Origin of the sequence: Sphingobacterium sp. UBA2480, assembly GCF_002341965.1 — a bacterium.
In the GTDB taxonomy this organism is placed as follows: domain Bacteria; phylum Bacteroidota; class Bacteroidia; order Sphingobacteriales; family Sphingobacteriaceae; genus Sphingobacterium; species Sphingobacterium multivorum.
In genome coordinates this window covers 33,749-59,207 of sequence record NZ_DDPA01000008.1, presented here as the reverse complement: position 1 = coordinate 59,207, position 25,459 = coordinate 33,749, and the positions used below count along the sequence as shown (strand labels likewise).

Sequence of the window (25,459 nt, the reverse complement as noted above, 5' to 3'; positions counted from 1 at the left end):
AGGTTGAGATATAGTTACATGGAGGAACCTTTAAGAAGGGAATTATTTATTTAAAGACGAATTAGATATGATTGTATTTATTGCAAAATATCCGAGTGATGATGAACGCAAAGAAGGAATGGCACAACGTGTATATGCCGTTGATAAATTCTTTGAACAAGACCAAAGAATTTATCTTAATGTTAGTTTTTTCCAAAATCGACATTTACAAAAATCTATTATATCAGATTTTTGTTCAATTTATAACTGTAATATTTTTCTGCATTTTTTTGAGATATCAAATCTCCTAAAACAGGCAAATGTTTTGTATATACATTCAATTATAAATTTTTTACGAATCTTTCTCGGCTTTTGGATAGTACCTAAAAAGTGTAATGTAGTTCTAGATGCACATGGTTTAGTACCTGAGGAGACAAGTTTTCAGGGAAAGAAGACTTTGGCCTTTTGTTATAATTTCACGGAAAGAATTCTTTTTAAACGCGTGGATACAGTCATTTGTGTCACACATGCGATGAGTAGATTTTATAAACGTAAATATCCAAATATCTCTCCCATCTATATACGATACAGTATATTGCCCGCTCATATTCGGGAAGGAAGTTACGTGCCAGATTTTGCAGAAAAAAGTGAGCAAATTAATATTGTATATTGTGGAAATCTTCAAAAATGGCAAAATGTTGATTTAATTTTAGCTATTATTAAAGCTTATCTAGCGAACGACAAGATTCAATTTTTCATATTGACAAATGAAGTGGCTAAATTCAATGAATTGCTGGAGGTCAGCCAAATACCATTAGGTAATATTGTTGTTAAAACGGTTGATCCTTATGAGTTGGAGGATTACTATAAAATGGCTCATTTTGGCATAATATTACGCGATGACATCGCATTAAATAGAGCTTCCTGTCCAACTAAAATAATCGAATATTTATATTATGGGATTACACCTGTTGTCAAACTTAAGGAGATCGGTGATTTTTGTGATATGGGATATGAGTTTGTAGATTATAATGATGATCTAGGCATAATATCAACTCGAAAATCAATGCAAAACCATCAAATTGTGATGAAGCTTATTCAAGAAAATGAGCAGGTCGATTTGAGAAAAATCATGTTATCGTGATCATGAAAAAAATATCAATTGTGTTGGCTACTTATAATGGAGCGAAATATGTGGCAGCTCAACTGGATTCAATTCTTTGCCAAACGGTTATGCCGCATGAGATCATCATAGTGGATGATTGCTCAAAAGATGATACTTGGGAGCTCTTGAACAGTTATAATTTTTTGAAAATCGAGGTTGTTTTATTAAAAAATCCAGAAAACTTAGGTGTTATTGAAACTTTCAAACGGGGGATTAGTTATGCTACAGGGGATTTTGTCGCGCTTTGTGATCAAGATGACATTTGGCTATCCAATAAGCTACAAACCCAATTAGATAGTTTTGAAATGCTGGATAGTGAACAGTTAATCAAACCAATTGTTGTATTATCGGACCTTCAGTTAATGGGAAGTGATGGTAAGGATCTCAATAGGACATTTTGGAAGGCGCACAATATGCAACCCTTGAAAACTGATTTCAGCAAATCATTAGTTTTTAATGAGGCTGTAGGCTGCAGTATGTTGTTAAATAGAAGTATGGTGTCTCTAATCGAAAAAATGCCTAGCGAAATCTTAATGCATGATCATTGGATATATATGATTGGTAAATCATTTGGATTATGTTTGGTTGTAGATGTTCCATTGATTCGATATCGATCCCATGAGGAGAGTGTAACCGCAAAAATAAAGCCGTCTCTGGTTAATCGTATATTTAATACAATTGGAAATCTTTTTAGTAAAAACTATTTAGAACGAAATATCAAACAGGCTATTTTATTTCGTACACAATACGAAGTTAATCTGACAAAAGAGCAAAGAGAAATTTTGGATCGGTTAATTAGCTTAAAAAGAAAGAGCTACATATTGAAAAAAATAAAAACCTCAATTATTTGCAAATAGGATGGAGCAGGAGGTAAAATATGCAAAGATAATTAATGTATTATTCATACTATGTACGTTCATTCTAACGAGACAATTCCCATTAATGCTGTTGTCCCCGCTGATGAATGTCTGTGTGGTGATGCTAGTTGTATTTTCCCTGGCAAATAATAGCTATACAGTAAAAGATCTAAGATTGATTGCTGTATTGGTGTTTTTACCACTTGCTATCAATTTTTTATATAGCATTTTTGTTGAACACAATTCAATCGGAAATGCAAGTCGATTTTTTTTAATTTTAGTTTTTATTGCCTTCGCTTATGGTATTAGGGTGAATATAAACGCGGTTAGAGCATTCGTTATATTACATGTCATCCAAGTATTTGTGCTATTGGGGGTCTTTTTGGTTGTCAGCCTTTTTTTAGGATTTGAAGGGTATTTACCGCTAAGAGCTTTCTTTTTAGAAAAGGGATGGGGAGATGTCTATTCCTATACTGGTTACCTCTATAAAATACAATTAAAAGGAAACGCATTAATATTGTTTTCTTTCTTTATAGCAAGTGAGTTTCCATTATTTAAGCGAACAAAATTAATTGTTGCTATTCTATTGCTAGGTGTATTTCTTTCAGGAAATTTCACGTTTATATGTATTGCCTTCGCCTATCTGTTATTTCGTTTTTTGAATTGGAACAATTTTACGAATGTTAATAAATATTTGCTTTGCGTGCTAGCTGTTGTTATGGTTTTGGTTTTTTCATCTCCATTTATCGTTGATTATGTGTTGGAGACATTAGAAATGAAAAGCGATGAGTCTTTAGCTACTCGGGGAGATCAAATAAATGTGCTCCTTCAAGATTGGGGTAAGGATTTGGGAACGATGTTGTTAGGTGGCGGTCTTGGCAATACAATGAATGAAGTTACGGCTTATCGTGACTATAGAGGCGAAGTTTATTTTGAATTGCAGTCAATTTATGTTTTCAATCAACTTGGACTCCTCTTTTCCCTACCATACTTTTTCTATAATATAATGATCGTTTTCAAGAGATGGTCAAGCCAGGGCTATATTGTTTTGATTTATATCCTGTATCTGATATATGCTTTTTCTAATCCCTATTTACTTGATACTAACCAGTTTTTGGTCATTATTGTTTTGAATTCTATTTATGTATGGCGAGAAAAAAATATACTGGCAGGAACGTCAGTTCACTGAGTATTAATTAGCTACAGAGAATTGTTTAATTGGAGTGGGTTTGTAAGATAATACTTATCTTTGTAAAGACAGAGTTAATATCCTAACTTGGTTTTTATTAACCCGTTTTTGAGGAGTAGGGCTATTAATCTTTAAAATGTTTTATGAATAGAAGTATTTGTGGAGTCGTAATATTATATAATCCAGAGAAGGAAAGTGTCGGTATTAATTTAAGGTTGATTGCTAATCAGGTAGATAGTTTAATTTTAATAGATAATTCTCCTGTCGAAATTGGTTCGCATTTTTTTTCGGATCAAGCGGAAAAAACTTTTGAGTATATCTATAATAATAATAAAGGTGGAATTGCGGGAGCTCAGAATATTGGAATAAAACGTGCTGAGGCTTTGGGAAGCTCACATATTATTCTTTTTGACCAGGATAGCGTTCCAAACGAAACAATGGTTTCCACCTTGATTTCTGATCTGGACTATTTGTGTCAGGAAGGCGAGAAGGTGGCCGTAATAGGACCTCAGGCAATTAATAATCAAACAAAAAAGGCTTACAAGCCTCGAATAAAGAAGGATACTCTTTATGCAAACAACCCAACGTTGGAAATTCAGAAACAGATTATTAGTTCGGGGAGTTTATTCCCGATTGCTATCTTTAAAGTTGTAGGTTATATGGATGAGTCTCTTTTTATTGACGGCGTGGATCATGAATGGTGTTGGAGAGCCAAGGTAAAAGGATATCGTTCTTTTATATCAACAAACACAGTTATGCTTCATATGCTTGGGGAGGGGGACCGCAAATTTTTAGGAATTAATGTAGCAGTTACTTCTTCTTTTCGTTTGTTTTATCAATATAGAAACTATATTGTCTTGTTTAAAAGATCGTATGTTCCATTGTATTGGAAAGTCAACAATGGTGTGAAATATTTTGTAAAATTGTTTTTTTACGGAATGGTTGTGAAACCTCGGTTGACAAACTTACGTAACATCACGAAAGGAATTATTGCGGGATTTAAAGTTAGAAGATGAGTGAAGAAATTTCGGTACTGATTTCAGTATATTATAGGGAACTCCCCGAAAACTTGCATAGAGCTTTGGATAGTATTGTTAATCAGACTCTTATGCCGCTAGAGGTTGTTTTGATGAAAGATGGTCCATTAACGCCTGAATTGGATGACATTATTGATTCTTTTGACAAAAAATATCCCAATTTATTTAGAATAATTTCCTTAGAGGTTAATCAGGGGCTTGGGGAGGCACTTCGTTTGGGTGCTTTAAATTGTCACGGTAATTTTATTGCGCGTATGGATTCGGATGATATTTCTAGACCTGATAGGTTCAGAAAACAAATGAATTATCTGACAAAATATCAAGAGATTGATGTTATCGGTTGCAATATTGAGGAATTTAATAATGAGCCTGGGGATCTTAAGAGATTTAAGAAAAATCCAGAAAGTCATCAAGAGTTGATAAAGAGAATTTCTATGAGAAGTCCTTTCAACCATCCGTCGATTATCGTTAGAAAAGATGCACTATTAAAAGCTGGCAATTATAATAACGATTTTTTGCTTTTTGAAGATTACTCGTTGTTTTTACGATTGTGGAAAACAGGTGCAAGATTTTATAATATACAAGAGGTGCTCTTAGATTTTAGAGTAGGTGATGGTTTGGAAACTATTCGTAGGAGAAGTGGCGTTCATTATGTAAAAAAAGAAATTAGATTTCTTAAACATGCTCGGGAGATTCATGCTTTTAGCAAATTTCAAACATTTAAGTATGCTTTTTTAAGGTTGCCAATTCGATTGTTGCCCCCGCCGGTGGTTTTAAGAATATATAATCTTTTTTTACGAGATAAATAGATCGGGTTTTTCATTTATCTCTTTTGGCAACCAAAAGCCATAATTTAGCATAATTGATAAATACAAAAAAATGGATAGCAAAGCTATCCATTTTTTTGTATTTGAATATAGAATGTGCTTCCAAAGCCAATCGTGCTTTCGATGGAAATTGTACAATTGATTCGCTTCGCAAATTCATGACATAATAGAAGTCCGATTCCAGTGCCTTTCTCATGAAAAGTTCCTTCGAAACTCTTTTGAAATCCCTTATCCTGCAGTGATCGGATGGTAGTTTCGTCCATGCCCAAACCTTCGTCTCGAATAGAAATAATAATGCCTTCGGAGCTTTCCTGCTGACCAATAAGAACAGATTTCCCGCTGAGACTGAATTTGATGGCATTGCTAATGATATTCCGGACGATAAACTCAAACCGTTTTAAATCTGTCTGGATGGTCAGCTCGGAAGGAATATCGATCAGGACATTTAATTTCTTTAAATGAATTCTATCCGCAAACAACTGCTGACATTCTTCGACAACCTGCAATGGATATACCGGTTGGATGTCGAGCTTCTCATCGGCCATCTGCTGCGAGGACCAAATCAAAAGATCGTCCAACATCTTTGCCGCAACCTCTACCTGATAACCAATACCAAGCAGCATTTCTTTGATTTCATTGGCTGGCAAATCCGCGATTTTCGATACTGCGAGTAAGGTTTGAAAAGTCGCCATCGGGCTACGTAGATCATGTGATACAACGGAAAAGATGCTCGACCGAAATCGATCTGCCTGGATGAGCTCTCCATGTTGATGCCTGATCTCAGCGGCTTGCTGATCTACCTTCCGTTTTTCTTCACGTAATAAGCTATTCTTTTTGACGAGTAAAAGAACCATAACCAGAAATATCAGGAGCACAAAAAAGGTTAATAATCCGATCAACTTTATCCAATGGGCTTCTCGTTCTACATGCGCGTTTTTTAAGAGTAGGTTTTTGTTTTCAAGCTCCTTTTTCTCACTTTCATATTTTTCGCGAAGTTCTTCCCTGATCCGCACACGAAGCGTCGCAGCATCCTCATGAAACTTGCGATCCAAGCTATCCTGGTCGCTGAGAATGACGTGTTGGTTTTGATCTTTGATCGCTTTTGCTATTTTATCGAAATCTCCCTGTAGATCTTCTGTTAGATTGGTAAAGCCGCTTTTGGCAATGATGCCCTTGATGAGAGCGACTTCTTTTGCGGCAAGATCAAAGCGCTTTTCTTTAACATAGATATTAGCCCGGTTGATACGCGCATAACTTTCGCCAACAGGATCTTTTTTCTTGGAGGTGATGTCTATCGCTAGATCGGTATAATAGGTGCTCCATTCGAGTTTATCTGCCTTGAGATAGAGATAGCTCAATAAAATGTAGGTGTTGAAAAGATCAACATCCGGCGCATTGACTTTACAGAACTCAACCGTTTTTACTAAATAATCGATGGCATGCGCGACATCCGCTTTCTTCTCTCCGTTTAATGCGTTTTGGGCATATATATTCCCAATATTGGTCGATATATTGGCACGATTCCTCGTGTCGCGCAGTTCCTTTGCAAGGTCTAGTGCGCGTTGGTAGTATTTTAAAGCTTGATCGGGATCATAACTCTTATTAAATACATTTCCTATGTTAAGGTAAGAAAGCATCACCCCTTTCTTATCGTTACGTTCTTCCCGCTTTTTGAGTACGTTAAAATGGGTTTTTACACTTTCATCGAAGTTATTTAGCTTCAGGTATATAACTCCCTGTAAATTTAATAAATCAATTTGCAGCGCCTCAAATCTTTTGTTGGTAGCGAGCCCTAATCCTCTGGAAACGATCTCTTGCGCCTCCTTGGGATTGCTGCGGTAGATTTCAGACGCTACTTTGTAATAAGCCAATATCCGGGTCGAATCGTTACTTGCCTCCGATAGCTGCTTATCCAACTTGTCCCAACCACTGTTTTGGGCCTGTGCCTGAAAGTTACAAATCACAATTAGGATTACAATAAATAGGAAAGATAGATGGCGCATCGGTATTTTTTCTCAAATATAATTAAGTTTCTGTTCATAAAAGGATCGCAGCTTCTATGGGTGGTCATGAGTGATGATGTTGTAACATTTAATTTTCTATCGAAGAAATGTGTATTTCTAAATAATAAAAATTATATTTATATAAATCGTTTTTAGCCTATTTATTGGTTTGTATATAAATTATTGTGAAATTCATTTCTAACGTGATTAATTTCACTTTGTTTAAATTTTTTGTTGATTATTTTTTTTCTTTAGAAACAATTTTAAGAATAGGTTTGTCTTTACTACAATAGGTTGATCAGACTGGGATGAATATAGCGTGAGAATTAGTTAAGCTTATAGTTTTCAATTTAATAAAATGTGAAATATCATGATTACAGTTGGAATAATTGACATAGATGAGAAAGAGCGGATACAAACAAAGGAAAACATATCCAAAAACGATAAATCTGGATCAACAATACCGATTCATGTACTGTTTGATCAGGATACACTTGCTTCTTCCCGTCGCAACCAAATCCCTGATGTGATGATTATCGATATTGATCATCAAGATAGCTTAATTGTTGAACGGGTTAAGAGCCTGTTTCCACGTGCCGAAATATTAGTGCTGACCAATAATTGCGATGTAAAGGTGGTGCGTAGTTGCTTTAGACAAGGCGCTGTGGGCTATATGCTGAAGAAGACATGTCTGCAATCGTTAAAAAACGCGATAACAATGACCTTGGGAAATGGTTCTTTCATTAGTCCTTCTGTCAATCGTGCTTTGATTGAGCAGGCGTTCAGCGCCAAGCAATCCGAAAATCTACTGACTGCAAGGGAGTTGCAGATTGCTAATGGCATTATTGAGGGGCTTAGTTATAAAATGATTGCCCAAAAATATGCGATTTCCTTGGATACCGTCCGTATTTATATCAAGCGAATTTATAGAAAGTTTCAGATCAATAGTAAAGGTGAACTGATCGCCCAATTGACCGCTTAATAATTCGTTACATGAATATGTGACTGCCTAAATTTCGATCTCTTTAAATTTAGCCTGATTTTTATGGATACTTGAATGATATGCGATGCCAATAAGAAGCCTTTTAATTTTTGTGTTTCTTTTCTGCTATACTGCGCTTTTCTTATCCCTAGCGAAAAGTCAGCAACGATACGATATTGCCTATCATTTCGAATACGATTCCGTTCGGATCACGCCATCACAGACATTCTCAAACAAATTAATTATTGTTAACTGCACGGATCGAACAATTGAACTAAGCCCTGAGTCCAACGATACCAAGGCATTGCAGGGATTGATCAAACTGCCACCATTAATACAGCTGAAGGCACATGAAACGAAAAGCTTTCCCTTGAAATATATGACCGATCGGCGGACGATCTCGGATGCAATACAAAAATTTAGTATTGGGCTGCGTTCGAAAGAGGCTGCTGTCAATATACAGCCCCCGCAAATTTTTTATACAAAAATGGATGTTCAGGCAGCGCTATTGATTCAATCTGAACAACCGGAGTATTTTATAGATCAATCTACAGGGCAGGCACAGTTTCTGGTGCGTACTGTCAATACGGGATTGGTACCACTGACATTTCAGCTTCAGTTTGCAAATGTTCCTTCTGAACTTGAAATCATCGGGGAAACTTTACCAACCACCTTGGCGGCAGGGGGACAATCTGTTTTGCGATTTACAGCCCATATGCGAGCCAAGAAAGTGGCCACAGATGTCGACCTGTCGATGGTGGCGATCGGGGCTGGCGGCAAGCAACTGGCCGCCAATCGGGTCCGCATTATGACCGTCGGGAGTGTGAAACGTTTTGGATCCGATATGAACTTACAGAATCAGCCCTACAGCAATATGGCTGCCTTACGTTATCTGAGTATGGGGCAGGATATCCATGTTTATCAACTTCAGGGCTATGGAAATCTTAAATTGAATAAGGGAACTTCGTTGAGCTATCGCATGAATATGGATTATTTTCAAGACCAGCATGCTTTTACGATGTACGATAGTTACCTCGATTATCAAACTGAAAGATGGGGGCTGAAGGCTGGTAATATTTACGAAAACCTAGATCAATATTTAAACGGCCGAGGTGTGCGGGCAAGTTATAAATTTGATAAGTCCCGATCCATTAGTGTATATGCTGTGCAAAATAATTATTTCCTATGGAATCAGCTGAATACGTTTTCCCCCGGCGGCGGCGTGCTGGGACTAAAGTATGCGTTTAAATCAGAGAAAAACCAGGAAAGTAGCCTGGCATATTTACACAGTAAAGACAATTACCGCAATGTCCGAAGTGATTTGCTCAGTGGAAAAGGATACAAAGACTGGTCGGAGAATCAAAGTCTTACCTGGGAAGCAGGTGCAAACATTGAAAAGGTCGATATTGGTGGTCAAAAGGTGGGGTTAGCTGCTGGCATAAATTATAATGGGATTTTTGAGCAGTTCCAGATTTCAAGTTCCAATTATTATAGCTCACCTTATTATGTAGGGCTTAGGCGAGGGCTGCTGCAGTCGGATTCACGTATTGTTATTCCATTGGATGACATCAAAAGTCTCTCGGCCAGAATAAGCTTTATGGATAATCGGCCCAAGTATCAAATTGGCGATCGGAATTACTTTTTTAACAATAGTAATCGTATTGAAATTTATGAGCTCGGTTACCGTACGGCGCTTGGGCGACTGAATATTGATCTGCGGCCTTATTGGATGAAGCAAGGTGCTGATTATCACAGCTGGTTAGGACTGGGAAGTAATGCCGTAAACTGGAAGTCGAGTTCAGTAAGAACCGTTGTCGATCTCAATTTTTTTACGCAAACCCATCGTTTCTCACTTCAGACCGACTATGGTTATACCTACAGAAATACCGCAGAAAAGCCGATAGCTCCTTTTCACTCCCTGCGGGTATCGGGTAACTATGACCATGCACTGGTTGGCTTTAATGCATTTGTTCAGATCAATCCTTATTATTTGAGTGATCTTTTGGCTACCTATACCAATTCGAACTATAGCATGTATTCGCTAGGACCTAATACACACTTTGAGGCATTCGGTCATAATTTGCAGGTACAGGTTGCGACCATGTACAGTTATTATGGCTTTTCGCGGAGTAATAATTTGTCCATCAATGGAAATGCGCGTTGGCGAATGAAAGACAACTGGAGTCTCACTGCAGATATTTTTTATACGTTTATCAGAGGGAAATTACTGTTTATGACAGATCCAATAAATCCGCCACAACCGCAGCCGCTAGATCGCTATTCGTTTAACAACAGGCAGATCAGAGTGGGGATAGAAAAGAGTTTTGGACGGACAGGTAGTGATAAAGGCTATAGCTTAACGTTGACTTGTTTTGACGATAAGAACAACAATGGAATCCGGGATGATGATGAGCCGCTTGTAGAATCTGTGTTGATTCGAATCGGAAAAGAAGCTGCCATCACAGATGCGAAGGGACGTGTTAAATTTGTTGAAATGGAAGCGGGTTCTTTTTCAATTCAAGCGGAGAACAATCAAGGCTGGATTTCGCAGGGACCGTCGACCGTTGTGCTAACCAAGAACAAGTCTGTGGATATACCCCTTATCAAAACTAAATCTGCCAGGGGCAAAATACAGTTAATTGCCACTAAATACCTGGAGTCTAAGCCTGATCTGAGTGGTATCCGCATCACCGCCATTGACCGTTGGGGAAAGAAATACAATACATTGACCAACGAGGACGGCGCATATATTTTCTATTTGCCTGTAGGCTTTTATAAGTTGACGGTTGATTCGGAAGGGATGCCTTTTGTTATTGAAAATTCGAATTGCGAAGCAGAAGTGAAAGCCGAGGGACTGAATGAGCTTCCATCCTTGCGTTATCGGGATCAACGGCGCAAAGTTGGCATTACAAGATTTTAAGGAGCTACAAAGCTATAGATGATATTCGCGGTATAAGTACCTGCCGGTTTACCCAGCAGATTGCTGGTCTGCGAAGCGGGAATGCTGTACTGCATATTGAGTGTGCGATCGATGACGGGATCGGCATTTTGGATGAGCTGCTGGGCCGTTGTGGACAGGGTAACTGTGTTTACTCCAGTTTGGCCAGTCATTGGACCGATACGCAAAACACTAAGTGGAATACTATTGACCCCAGAGGTAAAACTGGAAGTAGTGGCACGAACATATACGTTGTAGGGCGTTGTCTTACTCAGTTTTAAATGGCTGGGCATATTTGTACTGACTCCGTTAACATAATTACTGGTCGTCGTAAAAGGAAGGTTAACGGTTTGCTGATTTGCGACGATTTCTCCGAGGTCGCTGACCACAATAGTTAAATTCCCACTGGCCTGCGCCTGTACCGGTGTTGTAGGATAGGTGGCCGAGGACGACTTGTTCCAGGTATAAGTGAGAGGGACAGTGTAGGTGCCGGCCTGTATAAAATTGCTTTTTAAGGATGCGGCGCTAATTGTGTATGTATGTGTGATCGAACTGCTGTTGTTGGTAGGGACAGCTATTCCTGCAGCGCTTGTCAATGTTTGATCACTGGTCGACAAAATGGCCGAGGTTGCTGTGCCGACTCCAGTTAGTGTGGCGCTCACTGTGGAGACAGGTGAAACAGGCAATGTATTGTAGGGAAGGCCAGTACTAAAACTAAACTGAGCGCTGCTTGTTCGGATACTTGGGACGTAAGGTAATGTGCTTGATACGGGTATAATCTGATTGGCGCTGATTCCATTGGCAGAACGGTAAAAACTAAGATCGTTTACAGCTATATTCGTTGTTCCTATACTGTTTGGGGGACTGATAAATCCGGGGATGGTGATGGATAGCGTGAAGCTTGCTGGAGAGATAGACCCCGCCAATACTCCTTGCGTGTAAAAGCTGACATCATTTGTAAATACCCCTGCAGTCCAAGTCTGGCTCGCTGTAGCAATGCGTGCATTGGCGGTTACCGCGCCCGAAGCGACACTAGCTACAGCCGCATAGAGTACACCGCCACCAGTTGATAGGGCGACTTCATTATTTGTGCCCAACCCAAGTAATACAAGACTGCCAATACTCGAAAGTTTCATATGCACTAAACTGGCCGGAAAACTTCCACTGGTTGTGCTGGTAAAAGTCGCTGCAGTTGATTTTACTGAAAAAGAAGGAAGTAAGGTGATTACACTTGTATAGTTGCCCGCGTTAATAGCCGTATTATAGTCGGTTCTCGCCTGTATATTGGCTTGCGGTAAGGTGATGGACGTCGTTTGTGCATGAATATGATGCCCAGAGAAGCTAAAGAAGCCCAGGAAACAAACCGCAACATTGCGCTTAATATGTAATTTCTTTTTCTGCAATTTTTAAATCATATTGGCTGCCCGCATCTAATATGGCGACGGCAAGATAGCGCCCTGCAGCAAGTTTCTCCGGAAGGTCGATTTGCACCCATTGATCCGAGCTCGGGAGCATCGCGATAGCGACGGCCTTAATAGGGATTTCCTCTCCCGTTTCTGTATTGGTTAGCTCAAAACGTACATAAGCATCCTTATTAATCTGTCCTGTATTTTTAACATGTACATCCATCCGGCGCACAGATTGCCCCGTCTGACTTGGAATAATATGCCTATCCTCAAAAGCAAGGAATTCCAGATCTCCAGGATTTAATCCGGAAGGAGTATGATAAACCTGAATGCCTACCTCAATAAGCACGTTCATACTAAGGCCATGTTGAACAGCTGCTTTTTGTTCTTTAACTTGTGTGAAAAAAAGCATCGTGTTGCTTAGCTGGTTCGGAGCTGGATCTTTGGGGATCGTCATAGAAAGATTCACCGATTTGGTCTCTCCCGGAGCCAGGCGCACCGTGTTTTCTGAGAGCGTAAGCCATGCCGCATTGGATTGCTGTTTTTGCCCTGGAGAATAATATTTTTTGACCCCAATCGAATCGCGATCCCAATCTTTCAGATTGGCGACAAAATTGAGCTCCGCGTTCGAGGTGTTGCTAAACGTAATGACCTGAGAAACGGTCTGTCCTGGCTCGCCGGTAAAAAAAATGCGGGATGGAGATATTGAAATACCCTGTCCATAGACCAGGGTATTACAAATATAAAGGACGAATAGTGTTAAATAATATCGCACGGATAAAATTATCTTTCTAGTTAGAGTTGTGTCGCTGTATAAGTGACTGTTGTACTATAGGCCGATGCGCCAAGATTCAAAAGCGATGCTGGATTGGCTATGGTATAATCTACGGTATAACTTGCCCCTGTAGAAGCTGTTGAATTGGTCACCAGCGATGCCGCTGTTGTACTTAACGGTACATTTGCCACAGGACTACCTCCATTTGCGCTCCCTGACGGTACATTAACTGTTACAATATTTAGCGCAGGTCCTCCAGCAGGCGTAAATGCAGCCGTGGCAGCGACAGTAAGATTATACGGTTTATTACTCACTACAGTAAAATGGCCCGCTTTTTCAACAGTTTTTGATGCGGTATAATCTGCCGCAGTGGTATATGTAAAATTAACTGTCGGGGTTGCACCCAATGTAATCGAAATGGCATCTGTCAAGTTGATATTGACTGTGACAGGTTGGGAGGTCGCCGTCACTTGGGCTTTGGCTTGATTTCCAAAACATAGGGCTGCAAGTGCAATGAGGGGTATAAATAGGTTCTTTTTCATAATTTCCTCTATTTTATGGGATTAAACTCTAGTAAAGTTACTTAGCAACGGTGCTAAATACAATGTAAACAAGTCACATAATGATGTTATAAAGTTGAGTGAGAGGGGGTGATATGGCATCTGTTGTATGGCGTGTGTTCGCTCCTGAAAATTGTCGAAAAACAGCGTATATTTGCAGCCAAATGTCTGAGTCCAAAAGAATTTACCAAATCGATCTGTTTCGTTTTATCGCAGCATCTGCCGTCGTATTATATCATTATTTATATCGGGGGTATGCTGCCGGAAATATGTCGCTATTGGTTTTCGATGGCCTCGGAGAATATTTTAAATATGGCTACCTGGGCGTAGACTTATTTTTTATCATCAGTGGTTTTGTGATCGCTTTTTCCATCAAGCATCTTTCGTTGCGTAAGTTCTGCTATTCCCGTTTCAAGCGTTTGTATCCGATGTATTGGATTTGTTTGCTTTTGACTTTTACCGTTTCTTATTTTTGGGGCGCACCACGTTATCATGTCACATTTACACAGCTATTGGCCAATCTAACCATGGTCCAAAAACTATGGGGACAGGGGGATGTCGATGGCGCTTATTGGTCGCTCTATGTAGAGTTGAAATTTTACCTGATCATCGCCTTATTCCTTATTCTGAATCAATTTAAAAAAATAAGTTTAGATTACCTGGTGTATTTTTGGCTGCTATTGTCCAGCTTGCGCTTTTTTGTTGGGCCTTCGGAAATTTATGACGCACTCCACGAGTTCTTTTTGCTCGATTGGAGCGCCTACTTTATTGCTGGAATTATATTTTGTCAGCTGTTTTTACATGGGGCCAAAGTCCAGCATTTTGTGGCTTTACCTTGGTGTTTGTATATTTCCATCGATGGTGCCGTGGGGCGCATTCATTGGCTGGAACGGACTTTCCACAGCGACTTTTCTTCTTATATTATTGGAGCGACCATCGTTGTGTTTTACCTGCTTATGTTGCTGGTTTCCTGTAAAAAGCTCCAGGCGATCAATTCGCCGAAATTCGTTAAAATTGGCATGTTGACCTATCCGCTGTATTTGATCCATCAACACATCGGCTTTATCATTTTTAACCATCTGCACCCCTATTTAAACAAATACCTGTTGCTTTCGGCTGTTATTGGTTTTACGCTTGTGGTTGCTCATCTGCTAAGCGACCGGATTGAACCATGGATTATAAAGCGGTTTAAAGCATAAATAAAAGGTCCGAAGGTAATGATTACCCCGAACCTTTCTGGTTTTCATAGGAGATATAGTTTTTTAGCTGGGTTGTTTTGGCAACCAAGCTGAAGTCATGAATCGTTTACGGCTTTGTCTTAGGGCTAGAAAACTAGATTTCCTTGATAGATAAGTGATTTTACGGGCGATATTCTTGAAATAGCTTCTGCCGAACAACTCGCATCAAGGAAGGCAATATCTGCACTGTCGCCGACCTTTGGCCATTGCATATTGCCTTTGTCATCCAATGGAGTAGGGCCCGCGGTAGCAAGTTTCAGCATACGGGATAGCGCAAATTCGGTAGCCTGGCCGTATACCTGAGCTGCAAGATTAGCTTTTTGTAGTACACTGCCTGTCCCGAAAGTATTCCAATGGTCTACAATGCTGTCATTGCCCGTCATGACCTTAACGTGGTTTTCCATAAGCGTTGGAATAGGCATAATTAAGCCACCGAATGGGATCGTAGACACGATACCGATTTGTGCAGCACCAAGTTTCTCGGCCATTTCCTGTTGTTTGGCTTTTTCCAGTCGACCGAGCACGAAACAATGGCTGAGGTAGGTCTTGCCTTTGAGAACCGGATTCTCGTTTACTTTATTAATTAAGTATTCTACAGTTTTCAAACCCGATTCTCCAGATTCATGTAAGTGAATGTCAATTCCTTTGTTGTTATCTAAAGCCAGTTGAACCGTAAAATCCATTGTTTTTTCAATAGCGCCATCAATGGAAAAGGGATCGACCCCACCGATAAAATCAATATTGGTTTTCGCTGCTTCCTTCAGATAAGGCACCGAATCGGTATAGAAGACACCGTGTTGTGGAAAAGCAACTAATTCAGCGCCAAATCCATTTTTCTTATTTTCAAGCGCCAGCTGTAGATGATGTAAAGAATCTAGTTTGGACGTGGGTTCAATATTGACATGGCTACGTGCAAAGGCGGTGCCCTTGGATTGTAGCAGTTCGATTAGTTTTTCTGCTTTATGGGTGGAGTTTTTAAGCAGTTCGGGCAAAATTTTCTGTTCGAGAGCAATCATGCCCTTTACCCCCCCCGGGCCACGTCTTACGGCCTGCCATTTGTCGCCATAATAGGTTTTGTCCAAATGGATATGCATATCTTTAAAAGAAGGTAGCATCAAAAGCCCTTTTGCATCGATCGCATCGGCACTGTTGCTGTTGGCACTGATATTTTTGATTTTCCCGTTTGTGATCTGAACGGAAAAAAGACCGGTCTTTGTTGCGGTTTCATTACCATCACCATCGTACTCAAATCCGGTTTCCAATAGCACGTTTTTCAACGTATAGCTTTTTTTACCTTGGTAGCCACTCAAAAGTCCTTGATGAGCCATATGATGTCGATTTTCTGCAAATAGCATTCCCGGGATGAATGTAGCACCCGCAAGTGCTAGCGCAGAGTTTCTGATAAATTCCTTGCGAGAAAGGGCCGTTGATTTCATTTTATTTCCTATTATGTTATTTTGTGACCGGAATAAAAAGTCTACCAGTCTTTTACAAAGTTACATAGCCGGTATCCCATTTTTGCTGGGATATTTCTGCCATTCTTTGTGTGATTTATCTTTTTTTGATTTTGCTTTCAAGGAACTTAGGTGCTCCCTCCACATGAATATTTTCTCTAAAGTCGCTCGGACTTGCTCCGGTTTGCTGTTTAAAAAAGTTCGAAAAATAAGCTTGATCTGCAAAACCCAATTCAAAGGCAATTTCTTTGATGGATCGCTCTGTGCTTTGTAAAAGACGTTTGGCTTCAATGCTGATCCGTTGGTGAATAAGTTGTGTGGCTGATATTTTCAGATTTTTTTTGCACAGTATATTGAGGTAATTGGGCGAAATATGAAGCTTTTCGGCATAAAAAGCCACGAGCTTTTGCTCCCTAAAGAATTCATCAATGAGCATATTGAACTTCGCCAGTCGTGGAACAGATTGATAGACTTTGAATTCGGTGAAGGCAGACTCCGCCTCGCGGCTTACAATCGCAGCAATGACTCCCGCTCGGGCGGTTATCAATGGAATAAGTGAATTTTCTCTTTTTAACTCCTGCTTCACAGATTCGAATTCATAATGCAATTGTGCAAAAGCATCTGCAGTGAGGTCAATGACGGGATGGTTTTGGTAATTGGTAAATGAAAAGCGGAAAAATGGAGCAAAGTGTTCAAAAAAAGATCGTTCAATCATGAGTTGATAGCCTACAGTACCCGCATAGACGTGCCATTTGTGCATTTGCCCGGGAAAGAGCACATGAACCTGATGATCTTTGATGACATGGTCAATCGAATCGATGGTATGAACCCCCGATGCTTTATCGAACAGATTTATGATAAAAAAGTCATGTTTATGCGGTTTGTCGATAAGCCGTTCGCCATGCAGTTCATTAAATAGGAGTTCGTCGCGCCCTGCAGTCTGTTCCTTGCGGAAACCATCCAGACTGATTACTGGTGCCCAAATTTTTGAATTTCGTTTATCCATAGTAGATCATATCGAATCTAAAATACAAAATACCACGGAGTAATCGGTCATAGCACGCTGAGTTTGCATAGGTTTGTATGGGCATAGTATAGTGGTGGTGTTACATCGACTTAGTATGGGGATAGTAAAGTGACTTTTTACATCCGCTTAGTTTGTGCATAGCAAGTGGCATTTTTACCTCTGCGAGGGAACGGTGGGATTTTTGGGCCCGTGGACGACAGTAGACGCGACGGACGGTAGTTAAAATCTGGAGAATATCGGCTAAAATAAACCTATGTTTAATGATGTAGAGTCATTAATTTTATAAATGTCAAATAGACAGCAATACAAAACATATTCTTCGACTTTGGAGGCTTAATAGGCCGCTTTTTATCTTGTTTGTCATCTTTTGACGACAATATAAGGAAAGGATACGGTGACAGCGTTCATCCAGCTAGAAGGTGATCATTAAACATTAAATCATTAGCGAATAATAAATAGCGATATGAAAAGATATACGATATATTTTGCAGCAATTCTTACGATTTTTATCAAAACGACAGCTATAGCTGTGGCACAGAGTGGAGATCAGATCTTGGATGGTATTGGTGAGACAGGCATGGTGGCCCGTTATGTCTTTGATGGGGATTTTAAGGATTGGTCGCGCAATGGATTACACGGTAAATTTCAGGGCACAAAAGCTTCGTTTGTGCCAGATAAGCAATTTATAAAGGTGCTGTCTCTGGCAGGAGGAAAGGATGATTTTGTCGTACTTCCACCGCAAGTGCTCAATGATCTCGAGTCGATCAGTATAACAGGCTGGATGTACTTACGTGCCGCGCAGTCTGGGCAATATTTATTCGATTTTGGACAAGACATCGCCCGGCATTTTGCTGGAACACCAACAGGGACAGCGCAGCAAAATGGCTACATGGGGATAATCGCCCCAAAGAAGGCCGACGTAAAAAATGCCGTCTCTTCGGCTGTGCCATTAAACAAATGGGTGCATCTGGCCATTGTGGTTGACATAGCTTCAGGGGCTATGCAAACTTATTTGGATGGTATGCCTGCTGGAGAGGTTAAAAATATCCCACAGGAGTTGGCTGAAGTTTTTGGACAGACGGGTAGTAAGAGGACTTTATACATCGGAAAATCCCTGTTGGGGGGCAGTGTAAGTTTAAATGCACTGTTGCATGATTTTCGCATTTATCGTGTGCCACTGAATCGAAACCAGATCGGCATGGTATACAGAAATGCATTGAAGGGTGTTCGTGAAGATATTACTTCTACGGGTAAGGCTGAGGATGACTTACCGCGATTTCCAATGAACAAAGCAGAGCTTTATAATGCCTTTTTAACGGGGGTAACAGACGTGACCGTGGAAACGGAGGTTGGTGAGCTGCCCCGATTGCCGAGTTATGTCACCGGAACCTATAAAGACGGTATGGTAGGACCGAAAGTGCGTGTGTTGTGGCCTGCACCAACCGACAATAGTGCCGTCTCGCAGCAAACAGCTTACACTGTCACGGGGCGTGTTCCCGGGACTGATCTGAAACCGAAAGCCATCATTACAGTTAAAGGGAAGGTAAAGTCCAACCTGCCTAACTTAAAATTGGAAGCATTTCATTTGGATCAGGTTTCCCTTAATACGGATGTAAAGCATCATCAAACGAAGTTTATTGAAAATCGGAATAAATTCATTGATACATTGGCAAAATCGGATCCCAATTCATTCCTTTATATGTTTCGTCATGCGTTTGGGCAGAAGCAACCGGCAGGTGCGCGGCCCTTGGAAGTGTGGGACAGCAAGGATATCAAACTGCGGGGACATGCTACAGGACATTACCTGACGGCAATTGCACAAGCTTATGCGAGCACAGGGTATGATAAAGCGCTCCAGTCAAAATTTATGGGAAAGATGGATACCATGGTCAACGTGCTTTATGCCTTGTCAAAGTTGTCGGGCGCACCGAGGTTAGAGAAAGAAGCGGGGCAGGCTTATGTCGCAGATCCTGCTGCGGTACCTTATGGTCCCGGTAAATCGACTTATGATTCTGACCTGAGTGACGAAGGAATCCGTAAAGATTATTGGAACTGGGGGCTAGGTTTTATCAGTGCCTATCCCCCGGATCAGTTTATTATGCTCGAGCATGGCGCAAAATATGGCGGGCAGAAGAACCAAATTTGGGCTCCTTATTATACCCTGCATAAGATCTTGGCCGGCCTGCTGGATGTTTATGAAGTAAGTGGAAATAAAAAAGCATTAGAGATCGCTCAGGGAATGGGCAACTGGGTGTATACACGTTTAAATCAAGTCCCGACCGACACACTGATCAAAATGTGGAACACCTATATCGCCGGTGAATTTGGCGGGATGAATGAAGTGATGGCAAGGTTATATCGTATAACGGGTGAAGAGAACTATTTAAAAACCGCCCGTTTATTTGACAATATTGATATGTTCTACGGCAATGCAGCGCATGCACATGGACTGGCCAAAAATGTAGATACTTTTAGAGGGCTACATGCCAATCAGCATATACCTCAAATTGTGGGCAGTATGGAGCTATATCGGGTGTCCAATGAGCCTCAATATTATAAAATAGCGGACAACTTTTGGTATAAGGCCACCAACGATTATATGTATAGTATCGGTGGTGTGGCTGGGGCAAGAAATCCGGCCAATGCCGAATGTTTTATTAGCGAGCCGGCGACATTATATGAAAATGGATTTTCTGCAGGTGGGCAGAACGAAACCTGCGCAACCTATAACATGTTGAAATTGACAAGTGACCTGTTTATGTTCGATCAGCGCGCAGAGTTGATGGATTATTATGAACGTGGATTATACAATCACATCTTAGCGTCTGTTGCAGAAAATAGTCCAGCAAATACGTATCATGTGCCTTTACGCGCGGGATCTATCAAGCAGTTTGGAAATGCTGATATGAAAGGCTTTACCTGCTGCAACGGTACGGCTATTGAGAGCAGTACCAAATTGCAGAATACGATCTATTTTAGGAGCAAGGATGATCAGGCGCTGTATGTCAATCTGTATATTCCTTCTACTTTACATTGGACAGAACGCGGAATCAGCGTCGAGCAACAAACAAGTTTCCCGAAAGCGGATCAAACATCGCTTAAGATAAAGGGGAATGGCAAATTTGAACTTCATGTGCGGGTGCCAAGCTGGGCAACGAAGGGATTTTTTGTTGCAATCAATGGTGTCAATCAAAAAATCAAGGCTGAGCCGGGAACTTACCTGACCTTAAACCGTAGCTGGAAAGATGGCGATGTGATCGCTCTTAAAATGCCATTTCAGTTTCATCTGGAGCCAGTTATGGATCAGCCCAATATTGCCAGCCTATTTTATGGGCCGATCTTATTGGCAGCCCAGGAACCTGCAGCAAGAAAAGACTGGCGTAAAGTAACCTTAAACGCCAACGATATTGCTACGTCGATTAAAGGGAATCCCGAAACATTGGAATTTTACATTGACGATGTGCTTTATAAACCGTTTTATGATACCTACGGACGTCATTCGGTTTACCTGGATGTCAGTTTAAAATAGGAGGCCAGCAGTGTATTCCTAAATCTTTCCCAAATTCAAGGTATCTTTGTCAGAAACAATTGTGTGTGTGAATTGTCATTTATAGTTGGCATATCGATGCTGTTTACAAAGGTTCTCATTGCGTTAAAGAAGGTAAGATGAAAGTACTCCTAATTGAAGATGAAGAAGATTTAAGGGAAATAGTCAAAGCGTCATTAATCAAAGAAGAATATACGGTAGAAACCGCGGGAGATTACCGGGCAGCGCTTGAAAAGGTTGCGGTATATGACTACGATTGTATATTGCTCGACATCATGCTGCCTGGAGGAAATGGTCTGCAGATCCTCGATCAGCTCAAAAATGAAGGTAAGTCCGATAATGTAATTATTATCTCGGCAAAGGATTCTTTGGATGATAAGCTAAAGGGACTCGAGCTTGGAGCCGATGACTATTTGACAAAACCCTTTCACATTGCGGAGCTGAACGCACGGATTAAAGCTGTGCTGCGAAGGAAACAACGGGAAGGTAAGCATACGTTGGAAATGGGCAACATCGTGTTGGACCTCAATGAACGCTGCTTATTCATTGGGCAGGAGCCTGTACCTTTAAATAGGAAGGAATTTGATATGCTCAATTACTTCTTATTGAACAAAAATAGACTGGTCAGCAAAAGTGCACTGGCAGAACATGTATGGGGTGATAATACGGACCAGGCGGATAATCTTGATTTCATCTATTCACAAATAAAAAACTTACGCAAAAAATTCTTGGCTAATCATGCTGATGTGGATTTCGAAGCGGTGTACGGAATCGGTTATAAACTTGTCGAAAAATGAAATTAGCCAACCAAACACTAAAGTATCTTTCGATCTCTGTGCTGGTTGTCATCGCGCTCTGGTCAACCCTGTTTTATTTATTTATGCTGGAGGTGATCCACGATAATATCGACGAGGAACTCGAAAACCAAAAACGGCTCATTATCCAGGAGCTTTCCAGCAATCCCACTGTAGCTCCAGATTTGGAGTTTGGGGTAAATAACTATAAGGTGCGGCAGATCTCCGAAGAACAAGCTCTCAAGATGCAAAACGTTTATAAGGACACCATGTTGTATATGCAGGACGATGATGATCCCGAACCGGAACTGGAACCCGTCCGAATGTTGACGACAGCATTCGAACATCAAGGACATTATTATGAACTTTCGATCATCAACTCGATGATCGAAGAAAGTGATCTGATCAAGAATCTCTTTTATTCCGTTGTTATTTTATTTGTTCTGTTGGTCATCAGTATCGTATCCATCAATAAAGTCGTAATACAACGTTTATGGGGACCATTATATACTTTCTTGGATCAGTTGACACGATTCCGTTTGGGCAAAACCAAGGAGAAGCCTGCTATGGATACGCAGATCCAGGAATTTAAAGATCTCGAGCTAGCTGTGTCTACTTTAATTCGCCATAACGAAGAAAGCTATGAACAGCAAAAACAGTTCATTGGCAATGCTTCGCATGAATTACAGACACCGTTGGCCATTATGATCAACAAATTGGAAATCATGGCGGAGACGGAGGGGCTAAACCAGAAACAGGCGGAGACTGTGGCAGCAGTATTAGCAACTGCCGAGCGGCTTGTTCGCCTCAATAAATCCTTGTTGCTGCTGAGTAAAATTGAGAATAAACAATTTTTGCACAACGCGGATCTTCCGTTCAATGCCCTTGTGCTGAATATTGTGGCGGAGTTGGAGGCTATTGCTGCGTTTAAAAAGGTAAGCATAAATGTTGTTCAAGAAGATCAGCTGAGCGTGCAAATGGACAGTGCTTTAGCCAACATCGTTGTGTCAAATCTCCTGCGGAATGCGTTGTTCCACAATAAACTGGGGGGTGAGGTGAATATCCGTATAACGAACGAAGGACTGACCGTGTCCAATACGAGTACACATGCCGCCTTGGATGCTAACCTCGTATTTTCCCGTTTTTATAAGTCAGAAGCAGCATCCAAAGGTACTGGCTTGGGGCTGGCCATTGTGCAGGCCATCTGTCACCTCTATGGTTTTGTAATCGTCTACCAGTATGAAAATAACCAGCATAGCTTTCAGGTAAATATGTTCCCTTAGAAAATATTTCTGGATCAGGCAAGTGTTCCCAAATCTTTACAGATTCGCTTTTTTCCTTTGTAGTATACTAAAAAATAGAATCATGAATTGTAAATTAATCTGGAGTGCATTCGTGCTTGCACTGACGACAACAGGAGCTATTGCGCAAGATATACCACAAAGTCAAGTGCCCGCTGTGGTGGTGAACAGTTTCCAACAGAAATTTCCACAAGCCAAAAAAGTGGAGTGGGAGGTGAAGGGTAACGTGTATGAAGTGGAATTTGAAACGGGCTTATTTGGTACAGACCAGGAAGCTTGGTTTCAGCATAACGGAAAAGTTTTGCGGTATAAAACTGAAATCAACAAAAAAGATTTGCCGAAGAGTGTGCTGGACCGGGTGAAGAGAGATTTTCCGGGCTATCGCATTGAAGACGCAAAAAAGATTACCGCTGAGCAGAAAGTGAGTTATGCGTTTGAAGTGAAAAATGGCAAAGAGGAGTGGAAGCTGGTACTCGATCCACAGGGAAATGTGCTTACGAAGGTAAGGGACTAAGCCAATTGCTGTAAAAAATAACGCTTTGATGATTTTGCCAACTGCGGACGTCGGGAAAATGACCTGTGTAAAACCACCTTGCCAACAAATTGTGAATAGCAAGGCGGTTTTTTGTTTTGGGACTAATCTTCTCCTTCCTCTGCATGAAGTTCAAAAGATAGCTTTATGAGATCCTGACCAGCAAACTTAGCGACATAATCCGAAGAGTTCCAATCAGCACGGGTAACTTTTGCTTTTGTGGTTGCATCGTTAAATTTGCGAAGTACAAAGACTACATTTTTTTCGCCTTCATTATCTTTTCCTGCTGTAAAGTACGTGATGATTCCTGTGGTCTCCGTTGCTCCGTTGACTGCAGTGCCATCACCGTAGGTCGCCTCTTTCGTTTGAAAGATTGCTCCGCTTCCTGTACTGCTATTCGGATTTAAAACAAAAGAACCACCTGTAAGGAATGCCTTATAGTAGTCTGCTGTTGCTTTATTGACAATATATTGCCCCTGGATTTCTTTTGAAGAAGCATCAAATTGTTTTAATTCAACTTTATAGATACCTGCGGGATGGAGGTGAGCATGTCCTCCAGCCAATGCTGTTCCCTTCTCATCAAAGCTGATAACAATTGGTTCTACCTTTTCTTTGTCGGCAAGATCATGGAAATGGTCGCCATGGGCTTCGCCGGCTACTTCCGTAAATATAAGCTTATAGGCAACTTTGGCATCTGTACCTTGTATGGTTAATGGCGATTCTATTGTAGTTGTATTTCCGGCTTTGTCGGTTACTGTAAAATGAAAATGATAAGCTCCTGCGGGTGCATCTGCCGGAACATCGATGTGTTCATGAAATGTCGCATTTTTTACACCCATGTATTTCCCATCCGTATAGGCTTTTGTGAACTTATATTGACCACCACCTTCCTGATGAACCTCTATTTCGATCTTAGCAATGAGTGCTTCGGCAAGAATATCACCTTCAAGATGAAGGTCTGATCCTGCCTGAACAGTTTTGTTATTGCCACTGCCGATTTCGAGTGCGCTGATCTGGGGCTTTGCAAGTGCTGGAATTTCCTCGTTATCTTTCTTACAGGATGATAAAAAACCGAAAAGAATTGTACTTAACAGGAAGAAGAAGCGAATGTTTCTAGTTTTCATGTAAAATGGATTTAATTAAATTGAGTTGATAAATATGTATGGTATTATTCGAGTATACGGATGCTGATTCCTTTTTGGCTGCTCCATCCCGCCAGGTCGGTCACCTGGATCATAAAATGATAATTGCCGGGATCGATATCGGCTGGTACATCAATCTTTAATTCGGCATCGTATTGCTGAGGTTGCCCCGGAATAGTGACGGTCTTGACTAAAGTAAAGGGTTTGATAGGCGTTTTGATAGGTTCTATAGTACACTCTCCGATTTCTGTGCTATGCGAATGATGGTCAAAATTGTGGTGTACATCAATACTATAGCTTCCGAGCGCTACATTGTCGGATAGCTTACTGCGGAAAGTAAAGCTCGTACCCCGTTTAATGGTGCTGCACTGTTTTGGAAAGGCTGTTTCGGAATCGATGGCGATGACCGGTTTTTCGGTGTCGATACTTTCCTTATCTTTCTTACAGGCAACGGCCGTCGTAAGTAACACCGCGATAAGTGTATATTTTTGGACTGTTTTCATAGGAGATCCTTTCATTTTTAAATTTTTATTCATTCGTATATCTTTTATTGTTAGCATGCCTGTGTGATGTTCGGTTATTCAGGTGTCTTCGTTACAAAATTGTATAAGAGTTTACTGTACGCTTCGATTCACGTAATTCATTGCGATCAAAGGCTTATTTAAAGCGGTTGTCTTTCGGTAGATGTTATTTTTATTCTTCGTTC

Annotated in this window: 20 protein-coding genes; 12 read left to right on the top strand and 8 right to left on the bottom strand. The window is 40.6% G+C overall.

Features of this window, described 5'->3' with window-relative positions; genetic code table 11:
- The first annotated feature begins 67 nt into the window (after positions 1–67).
- The 5 genes from B3600_RS19070 to B3600_RS19050 all read left to right on the top strand — a co-directional run bounded on the left by B3600_RS19070 (position 68) and on the right by B3600_RS19050 (position 5,036).
- On the top strand, positions 68–1,123 hold the full coding sequence (locus B3600_RS19070) for a hypothetical protein (protein WP_286754041.1): 1,056 nt from the start codon (positions 68–70) through the stop codon (positions 1,121–1,123).
- 2 nt (positions 1,124–1,125) lie between these two features.
- Positions 1,126–2,001 (top strand): glycosyltransferase family 2 protein, encoded by an 876-nt coding sequence (locus tag B3600_RS19065; RefSeq protein ID WP_286754040.1) that lies wholly within the window; start codon positions 1,126–1,128, stop codon positions 1,999–2,001.
- Between the two features lies 1 nt (position 2,002).
- Positions 2,003–3,190 carry a hypothetical protein gene (locus B3600_RS19060; RefSeq protein WP_286754039.1) on the top strand — a complete coding sequence of 396 codons (1,188 nt, stop codon included), beginning with the start codon at positions 2,003–2,005 and terminating at the stop codon, positions 3,188–3,190.
- Positions 3,191–3,333: 143 nt separating this feature from the next.
- Positions 3,334–4,206, top strand: coding sequence for a glycosyltransferase family 2 protein (locus B3600_RS19055; protein WP_286754038.1), 873 nt, complete (start codon positions 3,334–3,336; stop codon positions 4,204–4,206).
- Complete coding sequence (locus tag B3600_RS19050) at positions 4,203–5,036, top strand: glycosyltransferase (RefSeq protein ID WP_286754037.1); 834 nt, start codon at positions 4,203–4,205, stop codon at positions 5,034–5,036. Before B3600_RS19055 ends, B3600_RS19050 begins: the two co-directional genes overlap by 4 nt.
- 83 nt (positions 5,037–5,119) lie before the next feature.
- Here B3600_RS19050 and B3600_RS19045 read toward each other — a convergent pair whose 3' ends face one another.
- Entirely contained in the window at positions 5,120–7,018 is a 1,899-nt protein-coding gene (locus B3600_RS19045; RefSeq protein WP_286754036.1) for a tetratricopeptide repeat-containing sensor histidine kinase, read from the bottom strand.
- Positions 7,019–7,427: 409 nt separating this feature from the next.
- Here B3600_RS19045 and B3600_RS19040 point away from each other — a divergent pair, with 409 nt between their 5' ends.
- Positions 7,428–8,039, top strand: a complete 612-nt coding sequence (locus B3600_RS19040) for a LuxR C-terminal-related transcriptional regulator (RefSeq protein WP_286754035.1) — start codon at positions 7,428–7,430, stop codon at positions 8,037–8,039.
- Between the two features lie 85 nt (positions 8,040–8,124).
- Positions 8,125–10,959 (top strand): MSCRAMM family protein, encoded by a 2,835-nt coding sequence (locus tag B3600_RS19035; protein ID WP_286754034.1) that lies wholly within the window; start codon positions 8,125–8,127, stop codon positions 10,957–10,959.
- Here the strand turns inward: B3600_RS19035 and B3600_RS19030 are convergent.
- The 3 genes from B3600_RS19030 to B3600_RS19020 are packed head-to-tail and all read right to left on the bottom strand — an operon-like array spanning position 10,956 to position 13,700.
- Positions 10,956–12,380, bottom strand: a complete 1,425-nt coding sequence (locus B3600_RS19030) for a hypothetical protein (RefSeq protein ID WP_286754033.1) — start codon at positions 12,378–12,380, stop codon at positions 10,956–10,958. The two genes, B3600_RS19035 and B3600_RS19030, sit on opposite strands and share 4 nt — an antisense overlap.
- On the bottom strand, positions 12,355–13,158 hold the full coding sequence (locus tag B3600_RS19025; RefSeq protein ID WP_286754032.1) for an Fn3-like domain-containing protein: 804 nt from the start codon (positions 13,156–13,158) through the stop codon (positions 12,355–12,357). The genes B3600_RS19030 and B3600_RS19025 overlap by 26 nt, the downstream gene beginning before the upstream one ends.
- A 20-nt stretch (positions 13,159–13,178) precedes the next feature.
- The gene (locus B3600_RS19020) at positions 13,179–13,700 is read right to left on the bottom strand and encodes a hypothetical protein (protein ID WP_286754031.1); all 522 of its coding nucleotides are present in this window, start codon (positions 13,698–13,700) and stop codon (positions 13,179–13,181) included.
- 182 nt (positions 13,701–13,882) lie between these two features.
- On the opposite strand from B3600_RS19020, the gene B3600_RS19015 reads away from it, so the two are divergent.
- Positions 13,883–14,917, top strand: coding sequence for an acyltransferase family protein (locus tag B3600_RS19015; protein ID WP_286754030.1), 1,035 nt, complete (start codon positions 13,883–13,885; stop codon positions 14,915–14,917).
- Positions 14,918–15,042: 125 nt separating this feature from the next.
- Here B3600_RS19015 and B3600_RS19010 read toward each other — a convergent pair whose 3' ends face one another.
- Together B3600_RS19010 and B3600_RS19005 are read right to left on the bottom strand one after the other, a co-directional pair.
- Positions 15,043–16,392 (bottom strand): amidohydrolase, encoded by a 1,350-nt coding sequence (locus B3600_RS19010; protein WP_286754029.1) that lies wholly within the window; start codon positions 16,390–16,392, stop codon positions 15,043–15,045.
- Between the two features lie 115 nt (positions 16,393–16,507).
- Complete coding sequence (locus tag B3600_RS19005) at positions 16,508–17,416, bottom strand: helix-turn-helix domain-containing protein (protein WP_286754028.1); 909 nt, start codon at positions 17,414–17,416, stop codon at positions 16,508–16,510.
- Between the two features lie 484 nt (positions 17,417–17,900).
- Here B3600_RS19005 and B3600_RS19000 point away from each other — a divergent pair, with 484 nt between their 5' ends.
- From B3600_RS19000 to B3600_RS18985, 4 genes are all read left to right on the top strand, one after another.
- Positions 17,901–20,966 carry a beta-L-arabinofuranosidase domain-containing protein gene (locus tag B3600_RS19000; protein ID WP_286754027.1) on the top strand — a complete coding sequence of 1,022 codons (3,066 nt, stop codon included), beginning with the start codon at positions 17,901–17,903 and terminating at the stop codon, positions 20,964–20,966.
- A gap of 137 nt (positions 20,967–21,103) precedes the next feature.
- Entirely contained in the window at positions 21,104–21,781 is a 678-nt protein-coding gene (locus B3600_RS18995; RefSeq protein ID WP_286754026.1) for a response regulator transcription factor, read from the top strand.
- Positions 21,778–23,061, top strand: coding sequence for a sensor histidine kinase (locus tag B3600_RS18990; RefSeq protein WP_286754025.1), 1,284 nt, complete (start codon positions 21,778–21,780; stop codon positions 23,059–23,061). The genes B3600_RS18995 and B3600_RS18990 overlap by 4 nt, the downstream gene beginning before the upstream one ends.
- A gap of 82 nt (positions 23,062–23,143) precedes the next feature.
- The gene (locus B3600_RS18985; RefSeq protein WP_286754024.1) at positions 23,144–23,593 is read left to right on the top strand and encodes a PepSY-like domain-containing protein; all 450 of its coding nucleotides are present in this window, start codon (positions 23,144–23,146) and stop codon (positions 23,591–23,593) included.
- A 122-nt stretch (positions 23,594–23,715) separates the two neighbouring features.
- Here the strand turns inward: B3600_RS18985 and B3600_RS18980 are convergent, their stop codons facing one another.
- The gene (locus B3600_RS18980; RefSeq protein ID WP_286754023.1) at positions 23,716–24,735 is read right to left on the bottom strand and encodes a DUF4625 domain-containing protein; all 1,020 of its coding nucleotides are present in this window, start codon (positions 24,733–24,735) and stop codon (positions 23,716–23,718) included.
- Positions 24,736–24,779: 44 nt separating this feature from the next.
- Positions 24,780–25,289, bottom strand: a complete 510-nt coding sequence (locus B3600_RS18975) for a DUF4625 domain-containing protein (protein ID WP_286754022.1) — start codon at positions 25,287–25,289, stop codon at positions 24,780–24,782.
- Between the last annotated feature and the right edge of the window lie 170 nt (positions 25,290–25,459).

Excerpts from the sequence above, each read along its gene's own strand:
- B3600_RS19000 (WP_286754027.1), top strand. The coding sequence starts at position 17,901 with ATGAAAAGATATACGATATATTTTGCAGCAATTCTTACGATTTTTATC.
- B3600_RS19055 (WP_286754038.1), top strand. The coding sequence starts at position 3,334 with ATGAATAGAAGTATTTGTGGAGTCGTAATATTATATAATCCAGAGAAG.
- B3600_RS19060 (WP_286754039.1), top strand. The coding sequence starts at position 2,003 with ATGGAGCAGGAGGTAAAATATGCAAAGATAATTAATGTATTATTCATA.
- B3600_RS18990 (WP_286754025.1), top strand. The coding sequence starts at position 21,778 with ATGAAATTAGCCAACCAAACACTAAAGTATCTTTCGATCTCTGTGCTG.
- B3600_RS19010 (WP_286754029.1), bottom strand. The coding sequence starts at position 16,392 with ATGAAATCAACGGCCCTTTCTCGCAAGGAATTTATCAGAAACTCTGCG.
- B3600_RS19050 (WP_286754037.1), top strand. The coding sequence starts at position 4,203 with ATGAGTGAAGAAATTTCGGTACTGATTTCAGTATATTATAGGGAACTC.
- B3600_RS19065 (WP_286754040.1), top strand. The coding sequence starts at position 1,126 with ATGAAAAAAATATCAATTGTGTTGGCTACTTATAATGGAGCGAAATAT.
- B3600_RS19005 (WP_286754028.1), bottom strand. The coding sequence starts at position 17,416 with ATGGATAAACGAAATTCAAAAATTTGGGCACCAGTAATCAGTCTGGAT.
- B3600_RS19035 (WP_286754034.1), top strand. The coding sequence starts at position 8,125 with ATGCCAATAAGAAGCCTTTTAATTTTTGTGTTTCTTTTCTGCTATACT.
- B3600_RS19015 (WP_286754030.1), top strand. The coding sequence starts at position 13,883 with ATGTCTGAGTCCAAAAGAATTTACCAAATCGATCTGTTTCGTTTTATC.
- B3600_RS18995 (WP_286754026.1), top strand. The coding sequence starts at position 21,104 with ATGAAAGTACTCCTAATTGAAGATGAAGAAGATTTAAGGGAAATAGTC.
- B3600_RS19040 (WP_286754035.1), top strand. The coding sequence starts at position 7,428 with ATGATTACAGTTGGAATAATTGACATAGATGAGAAAGAGCGGATACAA.
- B3600_RS18980 (WP_286754023.1), bottom strand. The coding sequence starts at position 24,735 with ATGAAAACTAGAAACATTCGCTTCTTCTTCCTGTTAAGTACAATTCTT.
- B3600_RS18985 (WP_286754024.1), top strand. The coding sequence starts at position 23,144 with ATGAATTGTAAATTAATCTGGAGTGCATTCGTGCTTGCACTGACGACA.
- B3600_RS18975 (WP_286754022.1), bottom strand. The coding sequence starts at position 25,289 with ATGAATAAAAATTTAAAAATGAAAGGATCTCCTATGAAAACAGTCCAA.
- B3600_RS19070 (WP_286754041.1), top strand. The coding sequence starts at position 68 with ATGATTGTATTTATTGCAAAATATCCGAGTGATGATGAACGCAAAGAA.
- B3600_RS19020 (WP_286754031.1), bottom strand. The coding sequence starts at position 13,700 with ATGAAAAAGAACCTATTTATACCCCTCATTGCACTTGCAGCCCTATGT.